Annotated in this window: 20 protein-coding genes; 4 read left to right on the forward strand and 16 right to left on the reverse strand. The window is 37.1% G+C overall.

Annotation, left to right across the window (positions count from 1 at the left end; translation table 11 throughout):
• Positions 1 to 78: 78 nt before the first annotated feature.
• On the forward strand, positions 79 to 1,239 hold the full coding sequence (locus HCH28_RS14415) for a class I SAM-dependent methyltransferase (protein WP_221681492.1): 1,161 nt from the start codon (positions 79 to 81) through the stop codon (positions 1,237 to 1,239).
• A gap of 62 nt (positions 1,240 to 1,301) precedes the next feature.
• On the opposite strand, the gene HCH28_RS14420 is transcribed toward HCH28_RS14415, so the two are convergent.
• The gene (locus tag HCH28_RS14420; protein WP_221681497.1) at positions 1,302 to 2,621 is read right to left on the reverse strand and encodes an ABC transporter permease; all 1,320 of its coding nucleotides are present in this window, start codon (positions 2,619 to 2,621) and stop codon (positions 1,302 to 1,304) included.
• A gap of 1 nt (position 2,622) precedes the next feature.
• Positions 2,623 to 3,309 (reverse strand): ABC transporter ATP-binding protein, encoded by a 687-nt coding sequence (locus tag HCH28_RS14425; RefSeq protein WP_004231931.1) that lies wholly within the window; start codon positions 3,307 to 3,309, stop codon positions 2,623 to 2,625.
• A 424-nt stretch (positions 3,310 to 3,733) separates the two neighbouring features.
• Between HCH28_RS14425 and HCH28_RS14430 the strand changes: the two genes are divergently transcribed.
• The 3 genes from HCH28_RS14430 to HCH28_RS14440 all read left to right on the forward strand — a co-directional run bounded on the left by HCH28_RS14430 (position 3,734) and on the right by HCH28_RS14440 (position 7,609).
• The gene (locus tag HCH28_RS14430) at positions 3,734 to 4,354 is read left to right on the forward strand and encodes a DUF47 domain-containing protein (RefSeq protein WP_004231927.1); all 621 of its coding nucleotides are present in this window, start codon (positions 3,734 to 3,736) and stop codon (positions 4,352 to 4,354) included.
• A gap of 21 nt (positions 4,355 to 4,375) precedes the next feature.
• Positions 4,376 to 5,392 (forward strand): inorganic phosphate transporter, encoded by a 1,017-nt coding sequence (locus HCH28_RS14435; protein WP_004231925.1) that lies wholly within the window; start codon positions 4,376 to 4,378, stop codon positions 5,390 to 5,392.
• Positions 5,393 to 5,497: 105 nt separating this feature from the next.
• Entirely contained in the window at positions 5,498 to 7,609 is a 2,112-nt protein-coding gene (locus tag HCH28_RS14440) for an MMPL family transporter (protein WP_221681499.1), read from the forward strand.
• A gap of 46 nt (positions 7,610 to 7,655) precedes the next feature.
• Here the strand turns inward: HCH28_RS14440 and HCH28_RS14445 are convergent, their stop codons facing one another.
• From HCH28_RS14445 to HCH28_RS14510, 14 genes are all read right to left on the reverse strand, one after another.
• The gene (locus HCH28_RS14445) at positions 7,656 to 8,264 is read right to left on the reverse strand and encodes an alpha/beta hydrolase (RefSeq protein WP_221681505.1); all 609 of its coding nucleotides are present in this window, start codon (positions 8,262 to 8,264) and stop codon (positions 7,656 to 7,658) included.
• Between the two features lie 17 nt (positions 8,265 to 8,281).
• Positions 8,282 to 8,473, reverse strand: a complete 192-nt coding sequence (locus tag HCH28_RS14450; protein WP_004231917.1) for a hypothetical protein — start codon at positions 8,471 to 8,473, stop codon at positions 8,282 to 8,284.
• A 22-nt stretch (positions 8,474 to 8,495) separates the two neighbouring features.
• Entirely contained in the window at positions 8,496 to 8,960 is a 465-nt protein-coding gene (locus HCH28_RS14455) for a hypothetical protein (RefSeq protein ID WP_221681506.1), read from the reverse strand.
• Between the two features lie 134 nt (positions 8,961 to 9,094).
• Entirely contained in the window at positions 9,095 to 9,718 is a 624-nt protein-coding gene (locus HCH28_RS14460; RefSeq protein WP_202342262.1) for an NUDIX hydrolase, read from the reverse strand.
• A gap of 11 nt (positions 9,719 to 9,729) precedes the next feature.
• A complete protein-coding gene (locus HCH28_RS14465) occupies positions 9,730 to 10,821 on the reverse strand; it encodes an AI-2E family transporter (RefSeq protein WP_048394176.1) in 1,092 nt (363 codons plus the stop codon).
• Positions 10,822 to 10,986: 165 nt separating this feature from the next.
• Positions 10,987 to 12,684, reverse strand: a complete 1,698-nt coding sequence (locus tag HCH28_RS14470; RefSeq protein ID WP_048394174.1) for a M3 family oligoendopeptidase — start codon at positions 12,682 to 12,684, stop codon at positions 10,987 to 10,989.
• A 143-nt stretch (positions 12,685 to 12,827) separates the two neighbouring features.
• Positions 12,828 to 13,403, reverse strand: coding sequence for a YdcF family protein (locus HCH28_RS14475; protein WP_257520693.1), 576 nt, complete (start codon positions 13,401 to 13,403; stop codon positions 12,828 to 12,830).
• 77 nt (positions 13,404 to 13,480) lie between these two features.
• Complete coding sequence (locus tag HCH28_RS14480; RefSeq protein WP_221681507.1) at positions 13,481 to 15,223, reverse strand: methyl-accepting chemotaxis protein; 1,743 nt, start codon at positions 15,221 to 15,223, stop codon at positions 13,481 to 13,483.
• Positions 15,224 to 15,447: 224 nt separating this feature from the next.
• On the reverse strand, positions 15,448 to 17,196 hold the full coding sequence (locus HCH28_RS14485; protein WP_221681508.1) for a methyl-accepting chemotaxis protein: 1,749 nt from the start codon (positions 17,194 to 17,196) through the stop codon (positions 15,448 to 15,450).
• 82 nt (positions 17,197 to 17,278) lie between these two features.
• Positions 17,279 to 18,574: an arsenic transporter gene (locus HCH28_RS14490; protein WP_221681509.1), complete on the reverse strand. Its 1,296-nt coding sequence runs from the start codon at positions 18,572 to 18,574 to the stop codon at positions 17,279 to 17,281.
• 64 nt (positions 18,575 to 18,638) lie between these two features.
• A complete protein-coding gene (locus tag HCH28_RS14495) occupies positions 18,639 to 19,358 on the reverse strand; it encodes a YebC/PmpR family DNA-binding transcriptional regulator (RefSeq protein ID WP_004231899.1) in 720 nt (239 codons plus the stop codon).
• A gap of 202 nt (positions 19,359 to 19,560) precedes the next feature.
• Positions 19,561 to 20,022, reverse strand: a complete 462-nt coding sequence (locus HCH28_RS14500) for a low molecular weight protein-tyrosine-phosphatase (protein ID WP_221681510.1) — start codon at positions 20,020 to 20,022, stop codon at positions 19,561 to 19,563.
• Positions 20,023 to 20,082: 60 nt separating this feature from the next.
• The gene (locus HCH28_RS14505) at positions 20,083 to 20,685 is read right to left on the reverse strand and encodes a lysophospholipid acyltransferase family protein (protein WP_048394163.1); all 603 of its coding nucleotides are present in this window, start codon (positions 20,683 to 20,685) and stop codon (positions 20,083 to 20,085) included.
• Positions 20,686 to 20,764: 79 nt separating this feature from the next.
• Positions 20,765 to 21,598, reverse strand: a complete 834-nt coding sequence (locus HCH28_RS14510) for a putative RNA methyltransferase (RefSeq protein WP_221681511.1) — start codon at positions 21,596 to 21,598, stop codon at positions 20,765 to 20,767.

The following is a 21,598-nucleotide window of genomic DNA, read 5'->3' on the forward strand; positions in this document are numbered from 1 at the left end:
ATACCAAAGATGCCATTGTCTATTATAAAATGTGTTAAACTAGTGCCATCTATTACACAATAAAGTAGGCGAAAATGTATGACCTTTGAAGAAATGAAAGCTCTACTCACTGAGCAAATTTTGCAACAAAAGCTTGTCACAGCTACAATCAGTCAACCACGTATGAAATCAAATGAAATAAAACGTATAAAATTAAAACCATTAATGTTAAAGAATCAGTACCATATACAAATTGAGTACCAATATGAACGTATTTTAAAACATGAAAATATTCTATTGGCTCATTTTTCTTCCAAGCTTGACACATTTTTTGAGGAGTATCGTCAAGCTCATATTGATTTCGTAGATGAAACGGTACAAGTGCAATTATCAAAAAAGAACAAAGTCGTTTGGAAATCAGATAAAACGGCTTCACCTAAACAAGTCCATTTAAGCCATAATCGTAAAAAAAATTATTTACTATCTGATGATCAACCCTATCCATTTTTAATACGACTGGGGGTGCAAACAGAAGAAGGAAAGGTTAAGAAACAAAAGTATGATAAATTTAAACAGATTAACCGCTTCATTGAATTTATTGATGATGCCTTAACATATTTACCTCAGGATCGACAGGTGAGGATTTTAGATTTTGGTTCAGGTAAATCCTACTTAACCTTTGCTTTGTATCATTATTTAAAAATCGAAAAGGGCTTAGACATTCGTGTTACTGGTTTAGATTTAAAAAAAGAGGTTATTGAAGAATGCTCAAGAATAGCACAGGATCTAGGCTATGATCAGCTAGAATTTCTTGTAGGAGATATCAATGATTATAATGATGAAAGTGCTGTAGATATGGTGGTGACACTCCATGCATGCGATGTAGCAACAGATATGGCCTTGGCTCGTGCTGTGAAATGGGGGGCAAGTGTCATTCTAAGTGTGCCTTGCTGTCAGCATGAGTTAAATCGTCAACTAAATACACCTGCTCTCGATATTATGTTGCAACATGGCCTTGTTCGAGAGCGATTTGCGGCACTTGCTACAGATGCTATTCGAGCTGAAATTTTATCGCTTGTTGGCTATGAGGCACAGCTTTTAGAGTTTATCGATATGGAGAATACACCGAAAAACATTTTAATTCGAGCCTATCAAACAGGTAAAAAACCAAATGAAGAGCAACGTGCCAGCTATGATGCCTTCTTAAAATTATTGAATGCAACACCATTTTTAGCGAATGAGTTAAAAGAGTATTTATAACGTACAGATGTACTTCTGTCCAAATAAAAGGCGATCCAATGTTGATTGGACCGCCTTTTTTATTATAACTCTTGTCGTAAAGCTTGAATAACGTCGATTTTAGTTGCTTTACGTGCTGGGCGATAACCTGAAACCATCGCTACGCCAACACTAATGGCCGCTGCAATAATGACTAGTTGCCATGGAATAAGAGAAAATGTTATATCATTTGTTGCAAACGCTTCCTCCCCTGTTGCCGCCTTAAGAATTAATGGTAATGCTGCATTAGCTGCAAAGCTAATAGCATACGAGATGACAACCGCAATTAGCGTACCAAAAATACCGATAAATGTGCTTTCCATTAAAAATAATCGTTGAATAAGCTTCGGACTTGCCCCAATTGCCTTTAGCACACCAATTTCACGTGTTCGCTCTGTGACAGCCATTGTCATTGTATTAAAAATACCAATGGAAGCAATCAACACAGCAATAGTGCCAACAAAGATTAAGCCAATTTTTAATACAAGGAAAAATACATTCATTTGATCTAGTTGCTCTGTTACTGAATATACGCTATAGCCCTTATCTTTTAACTTCTCTAAAATCGGCTTTACGTTTTCTAAAGTATCCGCATAAATATTAAATTCAGAGTAAAACAGCTCATCCTCTGCCATGTTACTATCTGTTGATAAATTTTTAACCCATACTGTCTTTTGCTCTTTATCCATATGAATAGCGTTATCAACCATCCAATCATAAGAAGGTTTCTCCATTACACCAACAATTGTATAGCTCATTTTTTGCGTTTCATCATTTTTACCCGTGTGAGGAACTAAGGACAGGTCAATGTTCTTTCCAATCAATGATTCTTTATATCCCTCTTCACTACCATCATAATACGTACCCTCTGCTTCAGCCTTTTTACTTTTTTCCGCAATGACATCACGTTCTGTGTCATTCAATAATGTTTGAGCAAAATGATAGCCTACAACAATTTCATTAGATTTTGTTGGGTAACGCCCTTTTGCAAGCTTTCCATTTACCTGTTCAAAGTCCTGCATATCTGACAATATTAAATTAGAAGTTGCATCACGGTCTTCAAAAAATGATTGTGCGGTAGCATTGACACTAATTGTTTCAAGCACTGTTTCTACATGTTCCATTTTTTTAATTTCTTGTACTTGGTCTTCAGTTAATTGCTTATCACCATATACTTGAATTTTTGTAACTGTTTCGTTTGAAAGAATTTCATTGCGTAAAGATTCCTGTAAACCAAAACCAACGGATGCTAGCACGATTAGAAAGGCACAGCCCATCGTTGCAGCTAGTATCGTCATAAACACACGCAGCTTATTTTTCTTGATATGCTGTGTTACAAAATCTAATTGATCCTTAAATAACATGTTAAGCTTCCTCCTTTACAAGTTCTCCATCGTACATGCGGAAGCGTCTATGTGCGATAGTAGCCACTTCTTCATCGTGCGTGATAATGACAAAAGTTAGCCCTAACTCACGATTTAAACTTTGAATAAGCAATAAGATATCCTGCTCGGTTTCTGAATCGAGACTCCCTGTTGGCTCATCTGCAAGTAATATGGGAGGATTCGTAATAAGTGCTCGTGCAATGCTGACACGCTGTTGCTGTCCACCTGACAATTCATTGGGATAATGGTCTGCTACTTCTGTCAAACCAACCTTATCCATTAATTTCTTCACTTTTTCTTTGCGCATAGCCTTACGCAAACCCTGTAGCTTTAAAGGTAATTCGATATTTTCGAAAGCAGTTAAACCAGGCATCAATTGGAAGTTTTGAAAAATAAAACCGAATTGACGTAAACGGAAGGCAGCACTTTCTGTTTCAGTTAGATGGGCTGTTTCCTTTCCATTTACTTTAATAGAGCCCTGTTCAGCTTTCATAAAACCAGCTAGAACTTGTAATAAGGTCGATTTTCCTGAGCCACTTTTACCTACAATAGCAACAATTTCTCCTTTATTGACCTCGAAGTTCACACCTTTCAATACTGGTACTTGCTTTTCCTTCCCTCGTTTTCCAATTAAAAATGTATGTTGTAAGTTTTCAACCTGAATCATTAGTTAATAAACGCTCCTTTCCTATTCATTTTCCATTGTAGAAAACAATTCTTAATAAAGAGGGAGGATAAAAATGAAGATATTCTTAAGAATAAGAAGGTACTCTTCTGGTTATCAAATGAATTTACAATACCTTTACAATTCCAATACGTTATTTTTATTATCTTCTATCCTCTTTCGCGTTTTAATCTGTACTAATAAGTCACCGTTATAGAAGAATATCCATTTATAACAGGGTTTTTCTGTACTCATAAAAATAAATACAGCTGGATTACCTCACATTTTGTGAACAAATAATATATTACAGCAATGTAAATTTTCATGTCGAATAGTAAATTTTTATGTAGATAAATTAAAGATTTTGTTATGATAGTAAAGTTTAGAGGTCGATTAATTTATTTATATCCAGGAGGATTCGATTCACATGCTTAACTCAAAAAAACAAGACCCTTTCTTTATTGCATTGCATAAAATTGCTGAAAATATGAGAGAGGCTGTACATTACGCAAATGATTTTCGTATTAACAGTGTAGCTGACCTAAAAGAGATTAGCATTACAATGAAAAATTATGAAACTGCTGGTGATAAGCTTATTCATGAACTGATTGTCATGTTAAACAAATCATTTATGACACCTATTGAACGTGAGGATATTTTAGAGCTCGCCATTCGTATGGATGATGTTTTAGATGGAACAGAACACTGTATTGCACATTTTGAAATGTTTTCGCTCACTGAGATTGATGAATCTATGCGCATTTTCTTAGGGTTTATTTCAAAAAGTGCTGATGAAATAGTCAAAGCGACAGAAGAGTTAAAGAAAAAGAATCTAATTGGCATGCGTCCACACGCAATTCTTATTAAAGACTATGAACGTGAATGTGATGAGGTACAACGTACTTCTATTAAGAAGTTATTTTTAAATGAAAAGGATCCAATCCGCCTCATTAAATTTAAGGATATTTATGAACAACTTGAAGATATCGCTGATCATTGTCAAAACGTAGCAAATACTATGGAAACAATTATCATGCGTAACGCATAATTAGGAGATGGGCACTTTACAATGAACACAATCATTATATTAACCGTACTGGTCGTCATCTTTGCCCTAACATTTGACTTTATCAATGGCTTCCATGATACAGCAAATGCTATTGCAACTTCGGTTTCTACTAGAGCTTTGCCACCTCGCACGGCAATCATCATGGCGGCAACTATGAACTTTATTGGTGCTATCACCTTTGTAGGGGTTGCAAAAGCTCTAACAAAAGATATTGTAGATCCTTTTGCATTAAATGCTTTTGAAGGAGACACAACTGGCTCAGTCGTTATTTTAGCTGCATTAATTTCAGCTATAATTTGGAATTTATTGACATGGTATTTCGGTATTCCGTCAAGTTCTTCACACACATTGATTGGGTCTATTGCCGGTGCTGCAATCGCATCCGCTGGTTTTAATGTGTTAAACTATGGCGGCTTTACTAAAATCATCATGGCTTTAGTGTTTTCACCTTTACTTGCTATTTGTGCAGGCTTTATTATGATGACTCTTTTTAAACTCTGGTTTAAAAATTTAAATTTATATCGGACAAATAAAGGTTTCCGTACAATGCAAATTTTTACTGCTGCCATCCAATCATTCACCCATGGTACAAATGATGCGCAAAAAGCGATGGGGATTATGACGATGGCGTTAATCGCTGGTGGCTTGCACACTGGAGATGAAATACCTTTCTGGGTGCGTGCTGCTGCAGCTACAGCAATGGGGCTAGGTACCTCAATTGGTGGTTATAAAATCATTAAAACGGTTGGCGGTAAGATTATGAAAATCCGCCCTGTTAATGGTGTTGCGGCAGATTTAGCATCGGCTACTGTTATTTTTGGCGCTACGCTAATCCACTTACCTGTATCAACAACACATGTCATTTCTTCATCCATTATGGGTGTCGGTTCAGCACAGCGTGTGCGTGGTGTAAACTGGGGGATGGCTCGAAAGATTGTTACTACATGGGTGATTACAATGCCAATTTCAGCTGTCATGGCATCTGTTATTTATTTCATATTATCATTATTCTTTTAATAGTAAGACTCCTGTCCAAAAAGTGGATGGGAGTCTTTACTTTGTCACACGACAAAATGTGACACATCCTTTACACTAATTGAAAAGGGGGATGTATAAACAACTATGAAAACTTTTTCAGCTTTTATTACAGCACATGCGAAAGCAATCGTAGTCATATGGCTTATTATTTTTCTAGCAATGGCGTACTTTGCTTTACAGCTTCCAGGCAAACTTCAAGGTGATGGTTTCTTTGTCGAAGCAGATCATAACTATGTTACCAACGAGCTAGCAGAAAAATTTGATTTACCATCTAATACGATTTTGGTTGTCTTTGATCCAGCTGAAGATCAGCAAATTAAAGACACTTTAAAAAAATTAGATAACATAAAAGAGATTCATTCTATTCAATCACCTTTAGAAGACTCCTCTTTACGGAAAGATGGCATTGCCTATGCTATGGTTCACATAAAGAACGATGTAGAAAACCTTCCTGACATTGTTGAGGAATTCCGTTCATTGATTGAAAAAGACGGTATTAGTATCACTGGAGGGCCTGTTATTTCTGCCGACATAAATACTGCTAGTCAAAAGGATTTGGCATCAGCTGAGGCCATTGGATTGCCAATTGCCATTGTGGTTCTCTTATTAGCATTTGGTACAGTTGTTGCTTCTATTTTGCCAATCATCATTGGTGTTGTGACAGTGATTACCGCCTTTGGTATGATGACACTGCTCAGTGCTAATGTCAATCTATCTATTTTCGTCTTAAATATTGTTCCAATGCTTGGGCTGGCTTTAAGTATTGATTTTGCGTTGCTGTTTATTAATCGTTACCGAGAAGAACGCACACAAACTTCTATTGCTCAAGCCATTCAAACTGCTATTCAGACAGCAGGTCGTTCTATCATTTTCTCCGCAGTCTGTGTCATGATTGGCTTAGGTGCGATGATTGTCATTGATGTAGAAATTTTTCATAATATCGCCCTAGGAGGCACTATCGTCGTCCTGTTAGCCGTTCTTTCTGGCTTAACATTACTTCCTGCCACTATGATGCTATTAGGAGATAGACTTAATAAATGGCGCTTAATACGCGTTAAACCAGGTGGGGCAAATCGTTGGCGTGGCTTTGCAGGTTTTGTCATGAAACATCCAGTAGCTATAGTGATTTCAGCATTATTATTACTAGGCATTGGCATGATCCCTTTAAAGGATATCCAATTAACCATTCCACAGGTGGACTCCTTACCTACGAAATATGATGCACGTGCAGCATACGATAAATTAGATGAAACGTTTGGACTAGGTGAATCCTCTACATTATATTTGTTAGCTGAACGAAAAGGTGGCTGGGAGGATACTGAGGGTAGAGAGCTAATTTATACTATTCAAGAAAAGCTATTAAAGGACCCATTAGTGACTAATGTTTCAACTATTTATACAGCTGCTAACATTCAAACACCAGAGGAGCTTTCTGCTTCTTTAGCTATTCCACAGGTTGCAGAACAATTAAAACCTGTTATTAATTCATTCTCGAAGGATACACAGCTATTTGTCCCCATTACAATTGATGCAGCAGGTTCTTCCTCTACAGCTCAAAAATTTGCCCGAACATGGATGGACAAAGACCTGGGCGTGGATTTTGCACTTGGTGGACCAGCTAAATTCAACCAAGAAATTTTTGATGAAATTGCTAATAAAATTGTTTTAGCTATAGCGATTATTATCGTTTCCACATTCTTTATTTTAATGTTGGCATTCCGTTCTATCTTAATTCCGTTAAAGGCAATAATCATGAACATTATTGGGCTTTCATCTGCATTCGGTATACTCGTTTATATTTTCCAATATGGTCATTTTGGTATTGAAGCAAGCTCCATTGTACTAATCATTCCAGTAATTGTTTTTTGTCTTGTTTTTGGCTTAAGTATGGACTACGAAGTCTTTTTAATTTCTCGTATCCAAGAGGAATATTTAAAGGGCTCCGATAATACGCGCGCAACAATTGATGGCTTAACATCCACTAGCCGAATAATTACATCGGCAGCGCTTATCATGATTGTTATTACAGGTGCATTTGCCTTCACAGATGTCATGCCTGTGAAGCAAATTGGTGTGGGTATCGCTATTGCTGTCGCTATTGATGCAACGATTATTCGTCTTATGCTTGTGCCTAGTCTCATGAAGCTATTTGGTGATTGGAACTGGTGGCTTCCTTTCTCAAAGAAAAGTAAATAACATAATGAAAATCCACCTCCCTTATTAACGGAGGTGGATTTTTCAATTAAGCGTAGATGCTGTTATACCATTCTTTTGCTGCTTGTACTTCAGGCATTGTTAGTTGATGACCAAAATTAAACCATTTCGTCGTTACTGTTGCACCTGCAGCACTTAAAAGGGTTTCTAAATCCTCAGATTCCTGTGCTGTACACATCGGATCATTCGTACCCGCACCGATAAACACAGGTGTTGGAGAAAGTTGCGGTAATTCAATACCACGCCTTGGTACCATTGGATGATGCAAAATAGCTCCGGCTAACGCATCATCGTAGTGGAATAATAAGCTTGCTGCAATATTAGCACCATTCGAATATCCTATTGCTACAATTCGTTGGCGATCAAAGCCATATTGATGTGCTGACGTCTGTAAAAATTCATGAAGCTCCTTTGTACGAAAAATTAAATCCTCAATATCAAAGACACCTTCGGCTAATCGACGGAAAAAACGTGGCATTCCATGCTCGAGTACATTTCCGCGAACACTTAAAATATTGGCTGTTTCATCTATTTCCTTTGCCAGCCCAATAAGACTTTCCTCATTACCACCTGTACCATGTAGCAATAATAATGTCGGCTTCGTTTCGTCTGTACCTTTATAATAAATATGTTGCACTGACAGTCACCTCTCAATTATCTTGAATTCGAGATAATTGTAGCTTGTGGCAAAATTAAATTCAAGCTCTTTGACTTATTAATTTCACGATTTTCACGATTTGGCTGTTCTTCGTGGTTTTTATAAAAATTAGTAATGGTATAAACTGAAAATAAACATGCAGCAATCACAACAACAATAACAATTCCCACTAATTTTTTTCCGTTCATCTAACATGATCCCCCGTATTTCTTATTTCTTTGTACGAAAGCCTTCTTCTAGTAAATATTCCTTTGCTGCCTCATACGTACCAAATGCCTCTTCCAGATTGTCTCCATGATACACGTTCCAAGAACGTTGCTCAAAAGCTAGCTGTAACTGACTACCATCTCTACTATGCCAAATCTCTACAATTGGCTCCTGCTCTTCTACTTCTTCAGATAAATATTGGATTGCGTCTTCAATAATTTCACGAAGTTGTTGTTCATCGTAATCGCGGATATTTACTAATCCTTTATCATTAGCCTCATTCTCATAGCGTAATAAATCTCCCACAAAGACAAAGCCATTGCCATTTGGATGTAATTTCTCAACTACAATCGTTTTTTCATAAAGACTGTCCATATAATGATAATTTAGGCGCTTTAAAGAAACTTCTTTTTTTGTTAGCTCAGAAAACGATTCAATAATCACTTGTTTTTGTTCAAATGTTAGCATATAAAAAATGCTCCTTTTCTTTACAATCTATCTAACAGTATAACTCATTTTTTCCTATTATATCGTGTCGTTTCTAAATCATTTTTGCGCAAGAAAATAGGACAAGCTAATATTATAGCTTATCCTATTTAAATTTATGAGGTTTGATTAACTATTTTTTCACGTGTGAATTTTATCACCTGTGCAACATACAATTCCCGATACGGAACAAATTGTGCAGTACCTACTGGTCTGACAATTCTCACACGTTGACCATCAGGGAAATATTCATACCCTTCTATATTAAGTGTCGTCGTTTCTCCCAAGAAGAAAGCCTCTGCCTCATTTAGCCTCGCTCTTACTACACCCGATACTTCCTCATACTGCAAAGCAAAGGAATCCCAATCATGCTTGAAAGGATATATGTAGACATGACAAAATTCATTGTCGATCATATTTTCAGAAACGATACTACAAGAGGTCATGCCCATTTTGACAACCTCATGGACATCAATGTTGAGTCCTAATTCTTCTTTTACTTCTCGAATGCCTGACTCTACTGTCTCAATCGCTAAAAGATGCCCTGCTGCTGTAATATCGAGTAACCCTGGATAATCCTTTTTCTGCGAACTACGTACTTGAAAATAAATATAATCTTCATTTACAAGCCAGCAATGAAAAGTCTCATGCCAAAGCCCTTTTTCATGCACTTCCGCTCTCGTAGCTGTCCCAATTTGCTCATGCTGTTCATTAAATACCTTTACAATTTCTTGTTCCATTGTTTTGACTCCTATACTGACTTCGTCGCTTTTTTCTTAATCGCATTACGTTGATCATAAATATTGGATACGATAACCTTTAAGACTGCATAAAATGGTACAGCGATAATAATACCAATAAAACCTGCTATATTACCTGCCGCTAAAATAATTGTAATAACGGTAAGGGGATGGATATCAAGTGATTTCCCCATGACATTAGGTGTAATAAAGTTGCTGTCTATTTGCTGAGCAACCAGCGTCACAACCGAAACCCACACCACTAAAATTGGATCTTGAATAACTGCCACAATCAGGGCTGGCGCAAAGGCAATCCAAGGCCCGATAAATGGAATCATATTCATAAAGAATGCAAAAATCACTAGTAATAACGAATAGTCTAATCCGATAATTAAATAGCCTACATACATTATTAGTGCTAATAAAAAACTAATTTGCAGTTGGCCCTGAATGTAGGTACGTAATACATCGTCAATCTCACTTAATGTTTTCTTTACCCATTGCTGACGTTCACCACTGAAATATTTATAGATGGATGGAGCAAACTTCTCATGATCCTTCAGCATAAAAATAAAGAAGAATGGAATTAAAATGGCTAGTAACGACACAGATACAATGGATTGTAAAAAGGACACAAATCCTTTACTCGCCACTACTGCAATATCTTGTACCGAATTCGCCATTTTTTCGATAACATCATTTAATTGCTCAGGGAAGTTATCCTTATTTTGCGTTACATAGTCTGTTAGTTGCTGGATGCTCGTACTAATACTCGTACTAATCATAGGGGCATTCTTCACTAATTTATTGACCTGCTCGGCAATCGGGTTACCAATAATCCAGCCAAAAATACCTACCATTGCTATTAGTCCGAACACAATCGTCAATATACTTCCCCATCGAGGAAATCTACGTTTTTCTAAAAATCTCTGAATTGGTTCCGTCACATAATAGAGAACACCACCAAGTAGTAAAGGCACAAAAATGGCTTTTAATATGATGACAAGCGGTGAAAAAATCCAATGAATTTCTATAAAATATTTAATGATTAATAGTGTAAGTAGTATCCCTACCCCTACTTGAAACCAAACTTTCCTTGTCACTTTCTTTCACTTCCTTTAATAGCAGTTACTGAAAATACTACTGATATATTAACCATTTCGCAAGTATCCTAGTATTTTTTTACAGAACTCCTCTGACAAACTAAAAAATTCGCTCACTTCCACAATAATAGTTATCGTGGAAGTGAAACGAATTTAAGTCATCCATTATAGAGAAGAATCATCTATGGAATTTAAGAATGTCTCAATTTCTCCAATAACCGATTCAACACAACCATCCTCAAATGGCGAGATTAAACCTGCCTCTTTTACAAGCTTTGTAAAGGACATAGAGCCACCTAAACCACAAAGATGAATATAGTCTTTCCAAGCCGCTTCAAATTCTTCACGTGAACGTTTCCAGAATTGGAAGGCACAAATTTGTGCTAACGTGTAATCAATGTAGTAGAACGGACTTGCATAGATGTGAGCCTGACGTTGCCAAATGCCCCCAGCCTCTAGGTAACTGTTATGATCATAGTCACGGTGTGGTAAATACGTTTCCTCAATTTTTTTCCATGCAGCTTTACGTTCAGCAGGAGTCATTGTTGGATTTTCATAAATAACATGCTGGAACTCATCTACTGCCACACCATATGGTAAGAATAAAAGACCACTACTTAAATGTGTAAATTTATATTTCTCTGTATCACCTTCAAAGAACAGCTCCATCCAAGGCCATGTAAAGAATTCCATACTCATCGAGTGAATCTCACAAGATTCGTAGGTAGGCCATAAATACTCAGGAATGCCAATGTTACGACTTGAATAAACCTGGAAAGCATGTCCAGCTTCATGTGTTAATACATCGATGTCACCTGAAGTACCGTTAAAATTTGAGAAAATGAATGGGGAATGATAGTTTTCAATAAACGTACAATAACCGCCACTTTCTTTCCCTTTCTTCGCTACAAGATCCATTAAGTCATGGTCAATCATGAAATTAAAGAACTCTCCTGTTTCAGGTGAAAGTTCCTCATACATTTTTTTACCGTTTGCTACAATCCACTCAGGATTCCCTTTTGGTGTAGCATTACCTGATAAGAAGTTAAGTGCTTCATCATAAAATTTAAAATCTTCAATGCCAATTCGCTTTGCCTGACGCTCGTAAAGCTTCGTTGCAACAGGCACAATTAAATCACGTACCTGATCACGGAATTTTTTAACCATATCAGCATTGTAATCAATCCGATTCATACGAATATAGCCTAGTTCAACATAGTTGTTATAGCCAAGTTTAATTGCAATTTCATGGCGTACCTTGACAAGTTCATCATATAAACGATCGAATTCATCTTCATGCTGTGCAAAGAAGCCAAAGCGAGCATCCGTTGCCGCCTTACGTGTTTCTCGATCCGTTGACTCTGCAAACGGACCAAGTTGAGCGAGTGTTAATGTTTCCCCATTAAAGTCAATTTGTGCAGATGCAACAAGCTTATTGTACTCAGAAACAAGTCTGTTTTCTTTTTGCATCAAATCAATAACTTCTGGTGAGAAGCCTTTAATTTGATAAGTTGCTAGATCAAATAATTGTTGACCCCATTTTTCTTCTAATTGCTCACGAAATGGTGAATCAATTAAAGCTTTATAGTATTCTGTCGTTACTTCTTCTAGCTCAGGACCTACTTCATCGAAATAATCACGTTCTGCTTGATAAAATTCATCGTTCGTATCGATTGAAGCACGAATATATACTAAATTAGCCATTGTCGCAAAGTCATTACTAATTGCATTGTGCTTTTCAATGATATTACTTTGCTCGTCCATCGATTGTGCTTGTTTAAATTGCTCAATGAGTGCTAACTGCTGCTCTTTCATTGATGCCACATTTGGACGGCTGTATTGATATTCTTTAAACGTTGTCATTAAAGTCCCCTCTTTCTGTCCTATACCCCGTAATATTTCTATTATATGCCAAATAGAATCTATTAAGAAACAATTATCTCTTTTCTGTTGTCATGATTTTTTTTGAGAAAGAAGCAATTCCTAAATTTAATGGCGTTGTTGTTTTAATAGCCCACAATATATGTTTTTAATAACGCAGCTCTTTCTCTTATTCTTAATTTTGCTTCTACTGATTTTGGTGTTCTTGCTGATAGGACATCTACTTCAAAATCTAACGATTCAGCAAGATATTTTGCACGCTTCAAATGAAAGTCATTTGAAACGATGGTAATTTTCTTTGTCTCTTTTGGTAATAATTCTTTAGAGAAAACTAAATTTTCATAAGTAGATGTAGACTGGTCTTCTATGATAATTCTCGTGGCATCGATGCCATGCTGTTCCAAATAGTCTTGCATTACAGATGCCTCTGTACGATCTTCATCAGGCCCTTGTCCACCTGACACAATGACCTTAACATGTGGGTATTTTGTTAAGTATGGAACAGCCACCTCTAATCTACTTTTTAATGAAAGCGAGGGTACACCACCTGGCCTTACTTTTGCTCCCAATATAATCATATAATCCGCTGAACCATTGGCATTCGGTTCCATCCCCTGATCAATTTCTTTTCCCAGCCAAATATAAAGAACGATTCCACTACCGATTAAAATAACACCAACTGTCATCAACCATCTTCTCACAAATCATCCCTCCTTTTCCTTTTATTAACGATGATAAAAAGAAAAGGATGCTTGTTAACCAAGCACCCTGAAAGATATTATCTCAATATAAATCGTTTAATAGACTCCTGTAAGGCAGTTATTTCATCGGTTAAATCATTGGAAGATTCGCTAACGAGTTGTATTGCGCGTTGTTGCTCATCTACAGAGGCTGTTACCTCTTCAGACGCAGCTGCATTCTTTTCACTAATCATCGCAATGCTTTCAATCGAATGCATAATCGTATTCTTAGAGCTATTTAAATATTCTACACTATCTGTCGTATCGCCTATAATGGCTATGATTTTTTCAACAGCTAATTTAATTTCTTTAAAGGATGATTCTGTTACCATGACAGAATCATTTTGTTGACTTACAATGATATGGGTTTTCTGCATTTCATCATTGACTAAGTTTGTTTCACTTTCAATGCCTTTTAGCGTCGTGCGTACTAGCTCAGTTGCTACAGAGGTTTGATCAGCAAGTTTACGTACCTCTTCCGCGACAACAGCGAATCCTTTACCATGTTCACCCGCTCTTGCTGCTTCAATAGAGGCGTTAAGTGCAAGTAAATTCGTTTGATCTGAAATCTCTGTAATCGTCCCCACGATGCCTTCAATTTCACGTACCTTGACAATTAAGCTACCAAATACAGACTGAATATTCTGAACAAGATTTGAAGATTCCCGCGACTTATCCTTTAAGCTTTCTAGATTAACTAGGCCTTCTTCATTTGATTTTTTCATATGCTGTGAGGCATCTAACATTGATTCATTTTTATCATGCAACCCTTCAATTTGCTGCGCAAACTCGATAGCCGTTCGGTTTGTATCCTCTGCATCAGAGGCTTGCTTGACTGCACCCTTGGATACTTCATTGATTGCTTTGACGATTTCATCACCATAGGCATTTGTCTCTTCGGCTACTGCGGTTAAGTTTGCTGAAGTTGATTGTATTTCTACAATCGCTTCCTCCACATCTGAAATAAGTGTTTTAAGTTGATGTACCATTTCATTAAAGCCATCATTCAACTGTCCTATTTCATCCGAGCGCTGTAAATGCTCAATTTCAACCGTTAAATTCCCTTTTGCTACTTCACGCACACGTTTAGATAACTTTTGAACTGGTAATGCCAGATGTCTTGATACTAGAATGACAACGATCGCCCCTATAATGACGGCACCTACTAATGTCAAACCAATTACTAGCAATAAAGAATTCGCCTCTGCATTAAAATCCTGCATATATGTACCTGATGCAATAATCCATCCCCAATATGGATCTTTCTCAGAATAAATAATTTTATCTGCTAAGACATCCTGACCTGGTAGTTCAAATTCATATTGTGTAAAACCACCACCATCAAGTGCCTTTTCAGTTACTTCTCGAATAAAGTAATTGCCACTGCTATCTTGGTCATTCCAAAGATTATCTCCTTCTCGTGTTGGATGTGTTGTTAATGTTCCCTTATCATCCAACACATAGATATAGCCATATTCCCCTAAATCACCAGGATAATTAATAGGCCGTTTTCCTTCGCTATCTTTCGGACCAAGAAATGCTTCTCGTACCCGTTCCTGTGCAACCTCTAAGGGAATGTCACCCTTTTCAACACTCTCGTTTGCGAGCTCGATTAATTGCAAAGCAGATTCAACACTATTGTAAAGTACCTGCTCTCCTATATCCTCCATCCCATTCTTAGCCTTACCATAACTAACTATACCAATTATTAAACTTGGAATAATTAGTAGTGCCAATGAAATAATAATCAATTTCCCCTGTATTGAACGTAAAAACTTCATACTTTAGCCCCCCTATTTTCTTCGTTCAACAATATATTACTTTCTATTATGTTATGGTTTGAAAGTTTTCACAATGGGTAAAGCACAAATTATTTTCTAATTTCCCTTAATATGGTTTGTTTTCATGCCTTTATGCTAACCTCCAGTTAAATTTTAAATGCCAAAAATTAAAAGAACTATTTCTCCACAAGACATAAGCTTATAGAGAAATAGTTCTAAGCTAATCATAATTTAAATGTATTAATCGTTTCTATAACCTCTTTTGATGTTTGATCTAATATTGTTACAACTTCATTTAATTCAGAAACCATGGTTACTTGTAAATCTGAGGCAGTTGCTACTTCCTTTGTTCCTAGGACACTATGCTTCGCAATGGCATTCATCTGTTCGGTAGTAGCTAATACTTCCTCAGAGCCTGCTGACATTTCCTCAATTACAGCAGAGTCATCTTGAATTTTATTATTCACCTCAAGGACAGATTGCAATATTTTCTCTAGATTTTCACCTATGTGTTGCACTGCTTTATTGCCTGTCTGTACATCTATGGTACTACTAGCCATCTCCTGTAATGCTCGATCGGTAATCTTCTTAAAGCTTTCTAAATGCATGTGTATTTCGTCAGCAGATGCTTTAGACATCTCTGCAAGTTTACGAACTTCATCTGCCACGACCGCAAATCCTTTACCAGCTTCTCCAGCTCTTGCTGCTTCGATTGCAGCGTTTAAAGCCAGTAAGTTGGTTTGATCCGCAATACTCGTAATGATGGTTACCATCTCTTCAATTGAGCGGAACTTATCACCCATCTCCTCGACATGATTAGCCGTACGTAAAACAGAAGATTCTACGTTTTGAATTTGAGATACAACTTCTTGAGAATGACTAACACTTGTTTCCACAAGTCCTGTCATTGCTGATGATGACTCTGCAATTTCTGAAGTTGTATCAGCCAGTCGTTGAATACCAATTGACATCTCATTCATAGTTAATACAACCTCTTGATTATTTTGCTGCTGTTGCTCACTACCAGCAGCAATTTCGATAATTCGATCTGCAATTTGAGCGTTTGATTCTTCCACATGTTGAGAAGTCTCATCAATTTTTTGAACAACATTTTGTAAAGCAAATGTGCGTTGTTGAATCGTATGGAAAGTTTCTTTTAATTTTTGTAGTGATTCTCTGAAGGATTGTGCAAATATTGTAATTTCATTTGCTCCTTTTAACTGAATTTTCTCCACCTCTATCGTTGCCTTAGCAATATTTCCTTGAGCAAAACTTTGTGCTGCAACACCTAAATGTGCAAGGGGTTTTAATGCCCCATTAATATAACGATATAGGATGAACATAACAATACCAGTTAAAGCTAATATGACAATAATTAATGTAGGTAAAATAGCCGTTAATACGGCATTCGCAACATTGCCTACCTCTGTTGCTTCTATATCCACCCCAACAAAGGCAACAATATTCCCTGCCTCATCCTTTAATGGAACAGTACCAGATAAATAATCTCCAAAATCACTATGTAAAATAGCGGAATAATAACTTCCATTATTCTTTACCTTTTCAATATCCTTGTAGTATGTGGTGGAGGATTCATCTCCTATAGCTCCAGCATTTTCTTGATCATCTGCTGGCATACCGTCCACTAAAAAACGTACCTTTTTATCTTCCTGTGGTACTGCAAAAGTATAGGCATAGAGAACACCATTTATTTCACGTAATTCGTTGAGCTCTTCTCGAAGTCGCCAATATAACTCAGATTCTTTTGGTTCTTTTGAGAGTTGCTCATATTCAGCAGCATTTAGATGTTTTGCAATATTCTCAGCAACTGCAACTGCCTGTGTTCCCATGGTTTTATTAACAGATGATTTTGCTGTGTAGATTGTTGTTATAACGAAAAAAGATAACAAAGCCACTAACATTACCAATGACATTAACACTATTTTATTGCTTAATTTGCCTGTCGCTCGCATACTTTCCTCCTTTAATATACTGATATACTAATATCTTAGTAGTTCCTATTGTACTATTTTTTCAACTATTTCGACAATAAATCTATGATATTAAGCATATCCAAATAATTAATGCCATTAAAGTGGCGAACAGTGTCGGAATGGTAAGAATAACACCGATTTTAAAATATTGTCCCCAGCTAATTTTAATGCCTTTCTGGGCTAATATATGAAGCCATAGCAATGTTGCCAGTGAGCCAATCGGAGTCATTTTTGGACCTAAATTCGTACCAATTATATTTGCATAAATCAGCCCCTCTTTCATCATGCCCGATGCACTTGTTTCTGAAATTGCCAAAGCATCTATCATAACAGTAGGTAAATTGTTCATGACAGCAGACAAAATGGCAGCGACAAACCCCATCGTCATCGTTGCAACTACGAAGCCCTGTTGTATAGCTAGTTCAAATAAATTTGCTAACACTCCTGTCATTCCTACATTTTTTAACCCATAGACAACCACATACATGCCAATTGAGAAGAACACAATATTCCATGGCGCTCCTTTTACAACTCTTTTTGTATCTACCACAGAGCTACGCTGTGCTAGCCATAAGAATATTGCAGCGACCCCACATAAAATAAAAGATACAGGGATGTGTAAAACCTCACCAGCTACGAAGCCCACTAATAGAATCCCAATCACATACCAAGCGATCGAAAATAATTTGGGATCTCGGATTGCCTGACTTGGTTGCTCAACTGCCGCAAGAGAATAATGTTGTGGAATGGAACGACGAAAAACAAGGTAAAGTACTACTATACTTGCCACTAACGAAAAGAAATTTGGTACAAACATATGAACTGCATAATCTATAAAGCCTATATCGAAAAAGTCAGCTGATACGATATTCGTTAAATTGCTAATAACGAAAGGTAAGGAGGTTGTGTCTGCTATAAATCCACTTGCAATAATAAATGGAAAGATCATTTTTTCACTCAAGTTCAGTTTTCTCACCATCGCTAAAACGATCGGCGTTAGTATTAAAGCACCACCATCATTCGCAAACAAAGCCGATACAACAGCTCCAAGGCAACTAATATAAACAAATAAGCGAATTCCACTTCCCTTTGCAAGTCGTGCCATATGTAGAGCCGCCCATTCGAAAAAGCCAATTTCATCTAAGATGAGGGAAATTAAAATAATACCAATAAATGATAGCGTTGCATTCCAAACAATCCCCGTTACCTCTAACACGTCATGCCAGGTTACTACACCTATTAATAGTGCAATAGCTGCTCCTATACAGGCTGACCAGCCAATTGATAGTTTTCGTGGTTGTACTATGACAAAAAATAATGTGACTAAAAATAAAATAATGGCTAAAGCAGTCTGCATCTTTTCCTCCCTAATTAAAAACCAGTAGCTTAAATGCTACTGGTTTACTCATTTTGTTAATGGTTTATTCGCCTAAATCTGCGTTGTGGAAAACATTTTGTACATCTTCTAAATCTTCTAATGCATCAATTAGTTTTTCAAACTTCGCTACATCGTCGCCAGTTAAAGTCACTTCTGTTTGAGGCAACATAGAAAGCTCTGCTACTGTAAATTCTTCTACGCCCGCAGCCTTTAATGCTTCTTGTGTTGCAAAGAATTGGTCTGGCTCTGCATAAATAATTACCGCTTCTTCCTCTTCTAAAATATCGCGAGCATCAATATCAGCTTCCATTAAAATTTCTAGTACTTCATCAGCCGTTTTACCTTCTAAACCAATAACTGCTGTTGAATCGAACATATAAGCTACAGATCCACTGACACCCATATTGCCGTTATTTTTGCCAAATGCTGCACGTACATCAGATGCTGTACGATTTACATTGTTTGTTAAAGCATCCACGATAATCATTGTGCCGGCTGGTCCAAAGCCTTCATAACGTAATTCATCAAAGCTTTCATCACCGCCACCTTTTGCTTTATCAATGGCTTTTTCTATAATATGTTTTGGAACACTGTATGTTTTTGCGCGTTCAAGCACTACTTTAAGTGCACGGTTTGACTCTGGATCTGGTTCGCCTGATTTAGCTGCCACATAAATTTCTCGCCCAAATTTTGCATTAATACGGCTTGTGCTTTGATCTTTAGACGCTTTCTTTTCTTTAATATTGTTCCACTTACGACCCATTGTTTCCACTCTCTTTCAAAAGATAAATTTATAAAAATAATAGATACGCAGTTGCATATCTGTAAATGGTAATTAAATACTTATCGTATCTTTACTCTGCAAATAATAACACAATGATGCTTACAAAGCTAGATATACCAATGTTTAAGGTAGCATTTTTCTAAAAAAAATGGCTGTTAAAATTTACGATTTTAGCGCCATCTTACAACAGCTCTTGTTTAATTTTTGCTAGTAATGCCTGACAACCTTCTTGCACCAATTCATAGGTTTCCTGAAAATCACCTGTATAATAAGGATCCGGGACATCCTTGCGATGCGCTGTTAAATCTAAAAAACGAAAAATCTTTGGCGAGTTTGGATGGCCTAGTATTGTACGGATATTACGAATATTGCTTTCATCCATTCCAATAATATAAGCAAACTCTTCAAAATCTGACTTTTGTAATTGTCGACCTTGCATATCTATTGTAGAAATACCATATTCCCTAAGCTTATCCTGTGTACCTCTATGTGGAGGTTCACCAATATGCCATGAGCTGGTAGCAGCGGAATCCACTTCAATCTTATCTTCTAAATGCTCTTTCTTCACCAAGTCGCGCATGACCGCCTCAGCCATGGGTGAGCGACAGATATTACCTAAACATACGAAAAGTACTCGAATCATTTTATTTTCCTCCTACAACAAAGCACTCAAAATCAATTTGATTCTGAGTGCCATTTGCTTTTATTTTACGGGAATACGTTTTTGTAGTTCTTCTGTTAAAGCAACTAATTCATGCTCAAGGTGTTGAGTAAACTGCTCACGACCTTCTTTACCCTTGCCTGTTACATAAAATGGCTCACCATAAATTAAATAGCCTTTACCTCGCTTCATTACATCGCCCACATTACGTGCACCAACATAAGCAGCTGGAACAATTTGCGCCTTTGCCAACTGTGCAATGGTAATAGCCCCTTGTTTTAAATCTGTTCCTTCTGCACTACGTGTCCCAGAGGGGAAAATCCCTACAATTTTACCTTCCTTCAATAACTGCGAAGGAATTTTAATCACGCTTGGTCCAGGATTATCACGGTCTACCGGAAAAGCATTTAAATGCTTAACAAGCCAGCCAAGCCCTTTCATTTCAAATAATTGCTTCTTCGCCATAAAGTGAATTTCACGAGGGTACATGGCTACACCAAGGTTTAAAATATCAACATAGCCGGTATGTGTACAAGCTATAATAAACCCACCCTCTTTCGGCAAGTTTTCTTCTCCGTATACACGAGCCTTTGAACCCATTAATTTTAATATTACTTTGACAACATTTGCTGCTAGTTTATACACTGTTACATTCCTACCTTATTCAATAGTTATTCCCATTGTAATCGAAAAGACCAGTATACTGCAATTGCAGGTGACCAACTTAAACCTTCCCTACTAATAGATCCACATCAATCGTGATTTCATTTAGTTCAACGGCTGTTTGTTCTGCTTTATGCCACCCCATTGGTGTCATCTCTAATAGCGCGGGTACTAGCTCTTCTGAAAGCGGTAAAGTATAAGTTACGCGTTCTACGTTTACCTCACGAAAACTATCTTGAAAACGAGCTACAATTTGTTCATTAGAGTAAGTTTCCTTGTTTGAATCTGCATATAATTGAGCACGCAGTTCCCGCAAATAACCACTTTGCGGTACAACCTTCACAAGACAGCCATTCGGTGTAAGAAGTCGTTTAAACTCCTCATAATTTGCTGGCGATAATATATTTAAAATGGCATCGAAACTCGCTTGAGCAAATGGACTTTTAGCTAAATCCCCTACACACCAAATTTGTTGAGGATAATGACGTGCTGCAGCCAAAATGCCCTCCTTCGCTATGTCAATTCCAACGCCAATACCATGCTCCCTATCATTCATAATGCGAGCTAAATGTGAGCCCTCTCCACAACCAGTATCAAGCACTGTTTTTGCAGAGCTTATAAGCTCACCGATTCGAGCTTCTACAGCATCATAAATCCCACTATCAATAACAGCCTTGCGGGATTCAAAAAGGCTCTTACTATATTTAGAAGCGGCGCTATGTGTCAGCATATTGACATAGCCTTGTTTCGCAATATCAAAGGAATGGTTAGAAGCACAAACCAATCTCCCCTGCTCATAGACATGCATGGATCGCTGACAGATTGGACAAGCAAAAAGGGTGATATATTGATCCATTAATGCCGCCCCGATAGCACGTTTCGATAATGCGCCCAT

The organism is Lysinibacillus sp. K60 (genome assembly GCF_019731275.1).
In the GTDB taxonomy this organism is placed as follows: Bacteria; Bacillota; Bacilli; order Bacillales_A; family Planococcaceae; genus Lysinibacillus; species Lysinibacillus capsici.